Annotated in this window: 9 protein-coding genes; 5 read left to right on the top strand and 4 right to left on the bottom strand. The window is 73.5% G+C overall.

Translation table 11 applies throughout. The features are described from left to right. Positions 1–28: 28 nt before the first annotated feature. Both OG444_RS14610 and OG444_RS14605 read left to right on the top strand, forming a co-directional pair. Positions 29–835 (top strand): phosphatase, encoded by an 807-nt coding sequence (locus tag OG444_RS14610; protein WP_327262595.1) that lies wholly within the window; start codon positions 29–31, stop codon positions 833–835. A gap of 125 nt (positions 836–960) precedes the next feature. Further along, a complete protein-coding gene (locus OG444_RS14605; protein WP_327262594.1) occupies positions 961–1,809 on the top strand; it encodes a DUF4253 domain-containing protein in 849 nt (282 codons plus the stop codon). A gap of 15 nt (positions 1,810–1,824) precedes the next feature. Here the strand turns inward: OG444_RS14605 and tesB are convergent, their stop codons facing one another. The 3 genes from tesB to OG444_RS14590 form a co-directional block, all read right to left on the bottom strand. Further along, entirely contained in the window at positions 1,825–2,703 is an 879-nt protein-coding gene (tesB, locus tag OG444_RS14600) for an acyl-CoA thioesterase II (protein ID WP_327262593.1), read from the bottom strand. 26 nt (positions 2,704–2,729) lie between these two features. After that, the gene (locus tag OG444_RS14595; RefSeq protein WP_189737167.1) at positions 2,730–3,887 is read right to left on the bottom strand and encodes an acyl-CoA dehydrogenase family protein; all 1,158 of its coding nucleotides are present in this window, start codon (positions 3,885–3,887) and stop codon (positions 2,730–2,732) included. Between the two features lie 120 nt (positions 3,888–4,007). Beyond that, positions 4,008–5,516, bottom strand: a complete 1,509-nt coding sequence (locus tag OG444_RS14590) for a helix-turn-helix domain-containing protein (RefSeq protein WP_327262592.1) — start codon at positions 5,514–5,516, stop codon at positions 4,008–4,010. A 116-nt stretch (positions 5,517–5,632) separates the two neighbouring features. On the opposite strand from OG444_RS14590, the gene speB reads away from it, so the two are divergent. Together speB and OG444_RS14580 are read left to right on the top strand one after the other, a co-directional pair. Continuing rightward, positions 5,633–6,595, top strand: a complete 963-nt coding sequence (gene speB / locus OG444_RS14585; protein WP_327262591.1) for an agmatinase — start codon at positions 5,633–5,635, stop codon at positions 6,593–6,595. 5 nt (positions 6,596–6,600) lie between these two features. Then, a complete protein-coding gene (locus tag OG444_RS14580) occupies positions 6,601–8,283 on the top strand; it encodes a thiamine pyrophosphate-binding protein (protein WP_327262590.1) in 1,683 nt (560 codons plus the stop codon). Positions 8,284–8,362: 79 nt separating this feature from the next. Here OG444_RS14580 and OG444_RS14575 read toward each other — a convergent pair whose 3' ends face one another. Beyond that, positions 8,363–8,602 carry a hypothetical protein gene (locus tag OG444_RS14575; RefSeq protein ID WP_327262589.1) on the bottom strand — a complete coding sequence of 80 codons (240 nt, stop codon included), beginning with the start codon at positions 8,600–8,602 and terminating at the stop codon, positions 8,363–8,365. Between the two features lie 256 nt (positions 8,603–8,858). Between OG444_RS14575 and OG444_RS14570 the strand changes: the two genes are divergently transcribed. Next, complete coding sequence (locus OG444_RS14570; RefSeq protein WP_327262588.1) at positions 8,859–12,740, top strand: ABC transporter ATP-binding protein; 3,882 nt, start codon at positions 8,859–8,861, stop codon at positions 12,738–12,740. Positions 12,741–12,742 lie beyond the last annotated feature (2 nt).

Genomic DNA, 12,742 nt, shown 5'->3' with positions numbered 1-12,742 from the left:
GCGCCGCCTCCGGCCCGGCGGCGGCAGAATGGCCCGTATGCCGAAGCCGATAGAGACGCCCGTACCCACCCGCGCCGAACTCATCGACCATCTGGTCCGCACGCGGATCGCGGGGCAGGTCGCGACGCCGCGCGAGAACAACCTCTCCCACTACCGCAAGCTCGCCAACGGCGACCGGCACTACTGGCTCGGCCTGGAGCTGGGCGACCGCTGGGCGGACGAGCAGGACGTGCTCGCGGTGATGGCGGAGCGGTGCGGGGTCGTGGACGACCCGGCCATCCGGTACGGCCAGGACACCATCGACCCGGAGCTGACCGTGGCCGGCCTGGACCGGCTGGCGGCGCGGCTGCGCAAGGCGGCGGCGGACCGGCAGAGCGTGCTGTTCGCCACCGGCCACCCGGGCGGCCTCCTGGACGTCCACCGGGCGACGGCGGCGGCTCTGCGGGCGGCGGGCTGCGAGATCGTCGTCATCCCCCGGGGCCTGACGGCGGACGAGGGCTCGGTGTGGCAGTTCGCCGATGTCGCGGTCCTGGAGCGCGGCGCGACCCTGTGGCACACCCATTCGCCGGAGCCGATGGCCGCGATCCTGGACGGCCTGACGGCGGAGAACCGTCCGCAGCCGGACCTGGTCGTCGCCGACCACGGCTGGGCGGGCTGCGCGGCCCAGCGCGGCCTGGACGCGGTCGGCTACGCCGACTGCAACGACCCGGCGCTCTTCCTGGGCGAGGCCGAGGGCACCCTCCAGGTGGCGATCCCCCTGGACGACCACGTCCGCGACCCGCGCCACTACGACCCGATGGTGGCGTACCTCCTGGACGCGGCGGGCCTGAGCTGACGGCGCAGCCGCGCGGACAGCGAAAGGCCCCGGCCGGGACTCCCGGCCGGGGCCTTCCGTGTCATTGCCTACCGACGCGCGCTCCAGGCCCGCCGGTTGTCAGTGGTGGTCGTTACGGTCGGCCCATGGCGAAGTCTTCGAAGGTGCGCACCCCGCTGTCCGCCCTGGCGGAGGATCCCCAAGGGCAGTCGATCGGGCTTGAGTTGCCGCCGGGAGCGCTCGTCAGCGCGCCGGGGCGGCGGAGTCGTGGCAGGAAGCCCGAGTCGTTGTTGTGGGTGTCCGACGAGCCCGTGGGAGTCGGGGCGCTCGCCGCGTACCGGAGTTCCGCGCTCGCGGCCGCCGGGCTGCAGGCCGTGCTGATCCAGGGGCGGCGCGGGCTCGAACGGTGGTGGCAGGAGCGGGAGTTCTCGCCCGAGCGGATGTCCGACCCCGACGACCACCACGTCGAGCCGGTGCTGCGCGAGTTCTGGAGCAGAGCGGTTCCCGATCCGGAGGAGGGGGAGGAGGGCGAAGAGATCATCGCGCCCTTCGGCAGGGACTGGCCTGGCCTCGCGGAGGCAGGGGCGGACGGCGTCGATCCGGAGGCCGCCGCCCGCGCGCTCGCGGACGAGCTGATCGCGAGCGGTTTCCTGCCGAGCCCGCGGCTCGCGCTGATCCCCGCCGGCCGCGGGGCCGACGTACCGACCGCGATGGGCTGGGGCGGGCCGGCCAACTTCGAGAACGACACCGCCCTCATCAGCGCCGTCCTGCGCTCCTGGGAGGACCGCTTCGGCGCCCGCGTCGTCGCCCTCGGCTTCGACGAGCTCCACGTGTCCGTGGCGGCCCCGCCGCGTACGGCCGCCCACGCGCTCCCCGTCGCCGCGGAGCACTTCGCCTTCTCGCCCGACAACATCTGGCAGGGCTCCGGGAGCATCCGTGCCTACGCCGACGAGGCGGTCACCGGTAGCAACCACTGGGGGTTCTGGTGGGACTGAGCGGCCGGGCGGACGTCACGCACGCGGGACGCGTACGACACCCTCCTGGATGACGGTCACGGCCAGCCGGCCGTCCTGGGTCCAGATGCGGGCCTGGCCCAGGCCCCGGCCCGCGGCCGCCGAGGGCGACTCCTGGTCGTACAGCAGCCACTCGTCCGCGCGGAACGGCCGGTGGAACCACATCGCGTGGTCCAGCGAGGCGCCGACCACGTCGCCCACCGCCCAGCCGCCCCGACCGTGCGCGAGCAGTACGGAGTCCAGCAGGGTCATGTCGGAGACGTAGGTGGCCAGGCAGGTGTGCAGCAGCGGATCGGCGCTGTCGAGCTTGCCGGCCGTACGGAACCACACCTGCGAGCGCGGCTCCACGGGCTCGCCGACGCTGCCCCAGGGCGGGGTCGTGGCGTAGCGCAGGTCCACCGCCTCCCGCGTCTCGATCAGCCGCTCCACCGTGCCGGGGTCGCGGAAGATCTCGCGGTACGCCGGCAGCGACTGGGCCGCGGTCGGCAGGGTCTCCGGGTCCGGGGCCGGCGGCATCGTGACCTGGTGGTCGAGGCCGTCCTCGTACTTCTGGAACGACGCGGAGAGGTGGAAGATCGGCTGGCCGTGCTGGACGGCGACGACCCGGCGCGTGGTGAAGGAGCGCCCGTCGCGGATCCGGTCGACCGAATAGACGATCGGCGCGCCGGTGTCCCCGGTGCGCAGGAAGTACGAGTGCAGGGAGTGCGCGGTGCGGTCCGCGGGGACGGTCCGCCCGGCCGCGACCAGTGCCTGGGCCGCGACCTGGCCGCCGAACACCCGCGGTACCAGCGAAGGCCTGCTGGTACCGCGGAAGATGTTCTCCTCGATCTGCTCGAGATCGAGCAGATCGAGGAGATTCGTCAGTGCCTCGTTCATGGGGGAAGGGTAGGTGCCCGAATTCCTTACAGACCCATGGACTTGGCGATGATGGACTTCATGATCTCGCTGGTGCCGCCGTAGATGCGGTTCACGCGGTTGTCGGCGTACAGGCGGGCGATCGGGTACTCGTTCATGTAGCCGTAGCCGCCGTGCAGCTGGAGGCAGCGGTCGATCACGCGGTGCGCGACCTCGGTGCAGAACAGCTTGGCGGAGGCGGCCTCGGCCGGGGTCAGCTCGCCGGCGTCCAGGGCCTCCAGGGCGCGGTCGGCGACGGCCTGCGCGGCGTCCACCTCGGCCTGGCAGGCGGCCAGCTCGAACTTGGTGTTCTGGAAGTGCGCGACGGGCTTGCCGAAGACGGTGCGCTCCGTGACGTACTGCTGGGCGAACCGGACGGCCGCGGCGGCCTGGGCGTACGCGCCGAAGGCGATGCCCCAGCGCTCGGAGGCCAGGTTGTGGCCGAGGTAGTAGAAGCCCTTGCCCTCCTCGCCGAGCAGGTCCTCGACCGGGACCTTCACGTCGACGAACGCCAGCTCGGCGGTGTCGGAGGTCTTCAGGCCCAGCTTGTCGAGCTTGCGGCCGATGGAGTAGCCCTCGGACTTGGTGTCCACGGCGAAGAGGGAGATGCCGAAGCGGCGGTCGTCCTCGCTCGGGGCGGAGGTACGGGCACAGACGATCACGCGGTCGGCGTGGACGCCACCGGTGATGAAGGTCTTGGAGCCGTTGAGGACGTAGTGCGTGCCGTCCTCGGAGAGCTTGGCGGTGGTCTTCATACCCGCGACGTCGGAGCCGGTGCCCGGCTCGGTCATCGCGAGGGCCCACATCTCCTCGCCGGAGACGAACTTCGGCAGGAAGCGCTTCTTCTGCTCGATGTCGGCCAGCATCTTGATGTAGGGGAGGGCGAGCAGCACGTGCACGCCGGAGCCGCCGAAGTTGACGCCCGCGCGGGAGGTCTCTTCGTAGAGGACGGCCTCGAACTTGTGGGTGTCCAGGCCCGCGCCGCCGAACTCCTCGGGCACGTTGATGCCGAAGACGCCCAGCTCGCCGAGCTTGTAGTAGAAGTCGCGCGGCGCCTGACCGGCTGCGAACCACTCGTCGTACACGGGGACGACCTCGGCCTCGATGAAGGCGCGAATGGTCTCGCGGAATGCCTCGTGGTCCTCGTTGAAAACGGTACGGCGCACGGCCGGCTCCCTTCGGTCGCGGCGGTCCGCCGCCTATGGCTAAGCGCTTGCTCAGGCTAAGTTACCGGTCGGTCAATCTGACTGTCCAGAGCGGAGGCGCAGCGGAAAGCGTGGGGTGGCTCACCCTCCCCCTCGTGCGGAGGTGCTGCGCAGCGCGAACCACAGCTCCATCCGCACGTCCGGATCGTCCAGGTCCCGGTCCAGCAGCTCGGCGGCGCGCGCGACGCGCTGGCGGACGGTGTTGCGGTGGATCCCGAGCGCGGCGGCGGTGCGGTCCCAGTTGCCGTGGTGGGCCAGCCAGCCGCGAAGGGTCTCCCGCAGGGCTGGGGAGAGCGGCCCGAGCAGGGCCTCGGCGTGGGCGCGGGCCTCGGCCTCGCCGACCAAGCCCGCGAGGCCGGGGTCGGTGTGGCGGGCCAGCGGGGTGCGGGCCGCCTCCGCGCGCTGCAGGGCCCGCCCGGCCCGGGCGTCCGCCGTGGCAAGGGCGTCGGGCGCGGCCGGGTCGCTCACCCCCAGCCGCCAGCCGGGCTGCGGTGCGGGCTCCCGGTCGGTGAGCAGCCGTACGCCGCCCTCGTGCGGGTCGAGCAGTACGGTGCCCAGCGCGGCCGCGAGGGCCTGCGGATCCCCGGCCCCGCGGGCGTGGACGACGTACCAGGGCCCCGGGCCGAGCACCCCGTCCACGGCGTCCCCGAGCAGCAGCCGGGTCAGGGCCGCGGCCTCCGCCCCGGCGGGCCGCTCGGCGGTGAGCAGGGTCAGCAGGACGGCGGCCACCGAGGCCACTGTGTGGTCGCCGGGCGCGCGGGCCGGGGTCGCGGTGCCCAGCGCCGCCCGGCCGGCCAGGGCGTAGGCGGCCAGATGGTGTCCGCCCGCCCGGTCCGTGGCGGTGGCGGGCCCGCCCTCGCGGCCGACTCGGGCCAGCAGCGCGGACAGGGCCTCCCGGGCCGGAGCCGGCAGTTCCGGGCCCGCCTGCCGGCCACCCGGCCACAGGGCGACCGACCCGCCCAGGCTCGCCGCGAGCCTGGCCAGCACCGCCGGGACCGGATCGGGGCGGGCCGCGGCCGCCGCCAGGGCCTGCTGGGCCTCGGTGACCCGGCGCAGCTCCCGGGTCCGGGCCTCCGCCAGCAGCCGCCCCACCGCGCGGGCGACCGCCGAGAAGGGGGTCCGCGGCGGGACCTCCAGCAGCGGCAGCCCGTGCCGGGCACAGGCCTCGGCCAGCGCGGCCGGGACCTCCTCGTGCACCGGGGCCACCCCGAAGCCGAGCGCGGCCGCCCCGGCCCGGGCCAGCCGGGCCACGTACCCGTCGGGGTCGTCGGCGGGGCCCGCCCCGGCGGTCAGCAGCAGCTCACCGCCGAGCAGGTACGGGGAGGGGTCGGGCATCTCGGAGGCGTGCACCCCGTGGACCCCGGCGGTGGCCGGCCCGGCGAGGTGGCGCAGGCCGAGCTCCCGGTCGCCGAGGAGCGAGGAGAGGAGCACGGGCGGGGTGAGCGGCTCCCCGGCAGGGCCGCCGGAGGCTCCCGCGACGCCGGAGGTGCCCGCGACCCCGGAGGTGCCCGCAGCGCCCGAGCCGCCGGGCGCGGCGGAGGCGCCGGGAGGGGCGTGGTCGTCCGCCGGATCACGGGGAAGGCCGGACATGGATACTCCGTACATTTCAGCTGTGCCAGATGGATGAAACGTACACTCCCCACCCCCGGGCAGCCCGCTTACGCTCGAAGTACCGCACACGCAGGACCACCAGAAGGGCACCCCCCATGAGCACGCAGCCGCGCGGCCCCGTCGACTCCTCCCGCATCCCGCGCTACGCGGGCCCGGCGACCTTCGCCCGTCTGCCCCGCCTCGACGAGGTCGGCTCCGCCGATGTCGCCGTCGTCGGCGTGCCCTTCGACTCCGGCGTGTCCTACCGCCCCGGCGCCCGCTTCGGCGGCAACGCCATCCGCGAGGCCTCGCGCCTGCTGCGCCCGTACAACCCGGCCCAGGACGCCTCCCCGTTCGCGCTCGCGCAGGTCGCCGACGCCGGTGACATCGCCGTGAACCCCTTCAACATCAACGAGGCCGTGGAGACGGTCGAGGCGGCCGCCGACGAGCTGCTCTCCGCGGGCTCCCGCCTGATGACCCTGGGCGGCGACCACACCATCGCCCTCCCGCTGCTCCGCTCCGTCGCGAAGAAGCACGGCCCGGTCGCGCTGCTCCACTTCGACGCCCACCTGGACACCTGGGACACCTACTTCGGCGCCGAGTACACCCACGGCACCCCGTTCCGCCGTGCCGTCGAGGAGGGCATCCTCGACACCGAGGCGCTCTCCCACGTCGGTACCCGCGGCCCGCTGTACGGCAAGCAGGACCTCGACGACGACGCCAAGATGGGCTTCGGCATCGTCACCTCGGCCGACGTCTACCGCCGCGGCGCCGACGAGGTCGCCGACCAGCTGCGCCAGCGCATCGGTGACCGCCCGCTGTACATCTCCATCGACATCGACGTGCTCGACCCGGCCCACGCGCCCGGCACCGGCACCCCCGAGGCGGGCGGCATGACCTCCCGCGAGCTGCTGGAGATCATCCGCGGCCTGTCCTCCTGCAACCTCGTTTCCGCCGACGTCGTCGAGGTTGCCCCGGCGTACGATCACGCCGAGATCACCTCGGTCGCGGCCTCGCACACCGCGTACGAGCTGACCACGATCATGTCGCGACAGATCGCGCAGGCGAAGGGCAAGTAAGCGAAGTGACGCACGACCACGACCTGGTACTCCGTCCCACCGAAGCCCAGAAGGCGGCCGCGCTCGCGCCGCCGCCGGGGCGGACGGGCGGGGACCTGGTCGTGGAAACGCTGCGCGGCCTCGGGGCGACCACCGTCTTCGGCCTGCCCGGCCAGCACGCCCTCGCCCTCTTCGACGCGGTCGGCCGCTCCGACCTGCGCCTCGTGGGGCTGCGTACGGAGAACAACGCGGGCTTCGCGGCCGACGCGTACGGCCGGATCACCGGCGAGGCGGTACCGCTGCTGCTGTCCACCGGCCCGGGCGCGCTGATGGCGCTGCCCGCCCTGGCGGAGGCGGCGGCCGCCTCGGCCCCGGTGCTCGCGATCTCCTCCCAGGTCCCGGTGGCGGGCCTCGGCGGCGGGCGGCGCGGGCACCTGCACGAGCTGCGGGACCAGTCCGCGTCCTTCCGGGACGTGGTCAAGTCCGTCCAGGTCGCCCGCACCCCCTCCCAGATCCCCGGCGTGATCGCCGAGGCCTGGGAATCGGCCCTCACGGTCCCGCCCGGCCCGGTCTGGGTGGAGATCCCGGAGGACGTGCTGCGGACGGAAACCGTCATCCCGCAGGTCAGCGGCATGGACGCGACGCCGCACGAGCTCGCGCCGCGCCCCGAGCTCACGGCGCTGGCCGCGCACTGGCTGGAGAACGCCACCCGCCCCGTGATCATCGCGGGCGGCGGGGTGATCCGCTCGGACGCGGCGGGCAAGCTCAAGCAGCTCGCGGAGCGCCTGAACGCACCCGTCGTCACCACCTTCGGCGGCAAGGGCGCCTTCCCCTGGACGCACCCGCTCTCCCTCCAGTCCTGGCTGGAGGACCGCCACATGACGGACTTCCTGGAGGACGCGGACGTCCTGCTGGTCGTCGGCTCAGGCCTGGGTGAACTGTCCTCGAACTACCACACGTTCTTCCCCACGGGCCGGGTCGTCCAGATCGAGGCGGACCTCGGCAAGCTGGAGTCCAACCACCCGGCCCTGGGCATCCACGCGGACGCCCGCCTGGCCCTCCAGGCCCTGCTGGAGACGGTCTCCGAGCGCGAGGACCCGTCCGCCCCGGAGCGCGTCCGCCTGGTCCTCTCGGACATCGCCGCCCGTCTGGCGACTCAGGACGTCACCCTGGAGCAGGACCTCCTCACCTCTGTCCGCAAGGCACTGCCGCCGCGCTCCCCGTCGTTCTGGGACATGACGGTCCTGTCCTACTGGGCCTGGTCCGCCTTTGACCCGAAGCACCCCAACACCATGCACTCGGCCCAGGGCGCGGGCGGCCTCGGCTACGCCTTCCCGGCGGCCATCGGCGCGGCCGTCGCGGAACCGGACACCCCGGTCCTCGCGGTCTCCGGCGACGGCGGCGCGATGTACTCGATCGCGGAACTGGCCACGGCCCGCCAGCACGACCTCGACGTCACCTGGCTGATCGTGGACGACGGCGGCTACGGCATCCTGCGCGAGTACATGACCGCGTCCTTCGGGACCGCGACGGCCACCGAGCTCACCCGCCCCGACTTCGCCGCCCTGGCGGCGTCCTTCGACGTCCCGGCGACCACGACCACCCCGGAGTTGCTGACGGCCGACCTCAAGAAGGCCCTGGCCACCCCCGGCCCCTCGGTGGTCGTCCTGCCGGCGCTCCTGAAAATGTTCGCCCCGACGCACCTTTAGGGCGCGCCCGGGGTCGCCGGTGTGCGGTGTCCAGTTCCGGATGGTGCCCGAGGACCTTGTACTTCGAGACGGTCATCCCTCAGTCACCGTCGGCCTCCTCCTCGTCGTAGGTGTGGAGGAGGAGGCTGACCACGGCCACGCCCAGCGCCGTGGCCAGCCGGGCCCAGGGGTTCTCCGTCAGCAGGCCGACGATCTTGGCCGCGAGCAGCGCGATCAGGAACGCGGTGACATAGGGGACGACGGCGCGGACGGTCCGCTGCATCAAGCCGGAGCCCGTGCTCGTGCCGGCGCCGGTCGGGTGTTCGTGGTGAGTGGACATGGTCCTCGATCCCTTCGCTGCGCCACCGCGATCGGCGGGCGGCCGACCTCCAGCATCCGCAGCGCGCCCCGTCCGCCCCAGATCCGGAAAGTCGTGGCTTGACAGGGGCCGCACCCGGCCCCGGCCGTGTCCCCGCCCCGGTCGGACGCGGCCCGCGCGCCCCTGCCGTACGGCAGTGCGATTGTTGCGGCGGGATGAAATACCCCGGTCGGAGCGTTGGCGCTTCCGGCAGGACAGGACGAACGGGGAGGCTCACGTGGCGGCGGCAGAGACAGCGGCTGGGGAGAAACAGGGCTGGGGCAAGCGGCTGGCGGCCTACACCTGGCGGTACAGGACCAACGTGCTGCTCGCGCTCGGCTCCTCGCTGGCCGGCATGGCCCTCATGGCGATCGTGCCGCTGGTCACCAAGGTCATCATCGACGACGTCATCGGCGACCGGACCAGGCCCATGACGCCCTGGGCCGCCATGCTCATAGCCGCCGCCCTGCTCGTGTACGTCCTGACCTACATACGCCGGTACTACGGCGGCCGGCTCGCCCTCGACGTGCAGCACGACCTGCGCACCGACATGTACGCCACGATCGCCCGCCTCGACGGACGGCGGCAGGACGAGCTGAACACCGGCCAGATCGTCGGCCGCGCCACCAGCGACCTCCAGCTGATCCAGGGCCTGCTCTTCATGCTCCCCATGACGATCGGGAACTTCCTGCTCTTCGGGATATCCCTCGGGATCATGCTCTGGCTCTCGCCGCTGCTGACCCTCGTCGCCCTGCTCATGGCTCCCGCCCTGTGGTTCATAGCCAAGCGCAGCCGCAAGAAGCTCTTCCCCGCCACCTGGTGGGCCCAGGGCCAGGCCGCCGCCGTCGCCACCGTCGTCGACGGGGCCGTGACCGGCGTACGCGTCGTCAAGGGCTTCGGCCAGGAGGAGCAGGAGACCGGCAAGCTGCGCGAGGCCGGCCGCCGGCTGTTCGCCGGGCGGATGCGCACCATCCGCCTCAACTCGCGCTACACCCCCGCCCTCCAGGCCGTACCGGCACTCGCGCAGGTCGCCATGCTGGCCCTCGGCGGCTGGATGGCCACCAGGGGCCAGGTCACCCTCGGCACCTTCGTCGCCTTCTCCACCTACCTCGCCCAGCTCGTCGGACCCGTCCGCATGCTCGCCATGGTCCTCACCGTCGGACAGCAGGCCCGCGCCGGCGTGGAGCGCGTCTTCGAGCTCATCGACACCGAGCCCGAGATCCGCGAGGGCGAGCGCGAGCTGCCCGCCGACGTGCCCGCCACCGTCGAGTTCGACGACGTCCGCTTCGGCTACGACCCCGAGCGGCCCGTCCTCGACGGGTTCTCGCTCACGGTGGCGGAGGGGGAGACCGTCGCCGTCGTCGGGTCCTCCGGCAGCGGCAAGTCCACCGTCGCCCTCCTTCTGCCCCGGTTCTACGACGCCGACGGCGGCACGGTCCGCGTCGGCGGCCACGACGTACGCGAGCTGACGTACGAGTCCCTGCGCGGCGCGATCGGACTGGTCCCCGAGGACTCCTTCCTCTTCTCCGACACCATCCGCGCCAACATCGCCTACGGGCACCCCGGCGCCACCGAGGAGCAGATCGAGGCGGCCGCCCGCGCCGCCCAGGCCGAGGGGTTCATCCGGGCGCTGCCCGCCGGGTACGACACCGAGGTCGGCGAGCAGGGCCTCACCCTCTCCGGCGGCCAGCGCCAGCGCATCGCGCTGGCCCGGGCCATCCTCACCGACCCCCGGCTGCTCCTCCTCGACGACGCCACCTCCGCCGTGGACGCCCGCGTCGAGCACGAGATCCACGAGGCCCTGCGGTCCGTCATGGCCGGCCGGACCACCCTGCTGATCGCCCACCGGCGCTCCACGCTCGCACTGGCCGACCGGATCGCCGTGCTCGACCGAGGGCGGCTCGCCGACATCGGGACGCACGCGCAGCTGGAGAGCCGCTCCGCGCTCTACCGCAGGCTGCTCACCGACCCCGAGGCGCTCGGCGCCGCCTCGCCGCGCACCCCGGACGCCCGCGTGATGACCGAGTTCGAGCGCGAGCTCGACCGCGACGTCGAACGCGGCATCGAGCTCGAGGCGGAGATCGACTCCGAGCCCGTCAACGCCAAGCGCCGGGTCGCCGGCGGGGTCACCCCCGAGCTCTGGCGGCGCCAGGAGGAGTCCGACGGCACGACCGCCACCGGACCCGGAGCCGTCACCGGAGCCGGCTCCGCTCCCGCGCCGGGGAGCGGCGGTCCCGGGGCCGGGCACTCCATGGCCGGGGCGGTCGCCGGGATGCCGGCCACCCCCGAACTGCTCGCGCAGGTGGCCGCGCTGCCGCCCGCCGACGACCTCCCCGAGGTGGACGAGACCCGTGCCGCCGCCGCCGAGGAGAGCTACGGCCTGCGCCGTCTGCTCCACGGCTTCTGGGCGCCGCTCGCCATCAGCCTCGGCCTGGTCGCCGCGGACGCGGGAGCCGGACTGCTGCTGCCGATCCTGATCCGGCACGGCATCGACCAGGGCGTGGAGCAGGCCGTGCTCGGCGCCGTCTGGGTGGCCGCCGGGCTCGCCCTCGTGGTCGTCGTCGCACAGTGGGCCGCGCAGTTCGCCGAAACCCGGATGACGGGCCGTACCGGCGAGCGCGTGCTGTACTCCCTGCGCGTCAAGATCTTCGCCCAGCTGCAGCGCCTCGGCCTCGACTACTACGAGCGCGAGCTCACCGGCAAGATCATGACGCGGATGACCACCGACGTGGACTCGCTGAGCTCGTTCCTCCAGACCGGGCTCGTGACCGCCGTGGTCTCCGTCTTCACCTTCTTCGGCATCCTGATCGCCCTGGTCGTCCTGGACGGCGAGCTCGCGCTGATCGTCTTCGCGACCCTGCCCGTCCTGGTCGTCGGCACGATCGTGTTCCGCCGCAAGTCCGTCGCCGCCTACGAGCTCGCCCGCGACCGGGTCAGCCTGGTCAACGCCGACCTCCAGGAGTCCGTCTCGGGCCTGCGCATCGTCCAGGCCTTCCGCCGCGAGGGCTCGGGCGCCAAGCGCTACGCCGAGCGCAGCCACTCGTACCGCGAGGCCCGGGTCCGCGGCCAGTGGCTGATATCCGTCTACTTCCCCTTCGTGCAGCTGCTGTCCTCGGGCGCCGCGGCCGCCGTGCTGATCGTCGGCGCGGGCCGCGTGGAGGCGGGGACCCTGACCACCGGCGCCCTGGTCGCGTACCTGCTCTACATCGACCTGTTCTTCGCGCCCGTCCAGCAGCTCTCCCAGGTCTTCGACGGCTACCAGCAGGCCACGGTCGCCCTCGGCCGGATCCAGGGGCTGCTGCGCGAGCCCACCAGCACCCCGCTGCCGCAGCGGCCGCGGACACCGGAATCACCGGTCGGGGAGATCGTCTTCGAGGACGTCCGCTTCCAGTACGGGACGGCCGAGGAGCGGGGCGAGAAGGGGTACGCGCTGGCCGGAATCGACCTGCGGATACCCGCCGGGCAGACCGTCGCCTTCGTCGGCGAGACCGGGGCGGGCAAGTCCACGCTGGTCAAGATGGTGGCCCGGTTCTACGACCCGACCTCCGGCCGGGTCACCGCCGACGGCGCCGACCTGCGGGAGCTGGAGCTGACGGAATACCGCCACCGTCTGGGGGTCGTCCCCCAGGAGGCCTACCTCTTCCAGGGGACCGTCCGCGACGCCATCGCCTACGGGCTGCCCGGTGCGAGCGACGCCGAGGTGGAGGCCGCCGCCCGCGCGGTCGGCGCCCACGACATGATCGCCACCCTCGACGGCGGCTACCTGCACACCGTCGCCGAGCGCGGCCGCAACCTCTCCGCGGGCCAGCGCCAGCTGATCGCGCTGGCCCGGGCCGAGCTCGTCGACCCGGACGTGCTGCTGCTCGACGAGGCCACCGCCGCCCTCGACCTGGCCACCGAGGCCCAGGTCAACCAGGCCACGGACCGGCTCGCGGGCAAGCGCACCACCCTGGTGGTCGCGCACCGGCTGACCACCGCGGCGCGCGCCGACCGGGTCGTGGTCATGGACCGCGGCCGGGTCGTGGAGGACGGCACCCACGCCGAACTCCTGGCGCGCGGCGGCCGGTACGCCGAGCTGTGGCGCACCTTCGTCGGCGAGGACGAGCGCGCCGCGGCCTGAGC

The sequence above is a fragment of the Streptomyces sp. NBC_01232 genome, assembly GCF_035989885.1.
GTDB lineage: Bacteria > Actinomycetota > Actinomycetes > Streptomycetales > Streptomycetaceae > Streptomyces.
Note: the sequence above shows the minus strand (reverse complement) of the source record. Positions and strands in the feature narration are given on the sequence as shown.

What these genes read in the sequence shown, in the direction of transcription:
- OG444_RS14590 (WP_327262592.1), bottom strand. Translation starts at nt 5,516, where the DNA reads ATGTCCGGCCTTCCCCGTGATCCGGCGGACGACCACGCCCCTCCCGGC.
- OG444_RS14605 (WP_327262594.1), top strand. Translation starts at nt 961, where the DNA reads ATGGCGAAGTCTTCGAAGGTGCGCACCCCGCTGTCCGCCCTGGCGGAG.
- tesB (WP_327262593.1), bottom strand. Translation starts at nt 2,703, where the DNA reads ATGAACGAGGCACTGACGAATCTCCTCGATCTGCTCGATCTCGAGCAG.
- OG444_RS14575 (WP_327262589.1), bottom strand. Translation starts at nt 8,602, where the DNA reads ATGTCCACTCACCACGAACACCCGACCGGCGCCGGCACGAGCACGGGC.
- OG444_RS14610 (WP_327262595.1), top strand. Translation starts at nt 29, where the DNA reads ATGGCCCGTATGCCGAAGCCGATAGAGACGCCCGTACCCACCCGCGCC.
- speB (WP_327262591.1), top strand. Translation starts at nt 5,633, where the DNA reads ATGAGCACGCAGCCGCGCGGCCCCGTCGACTCCTCCCGCATCCCGCGC.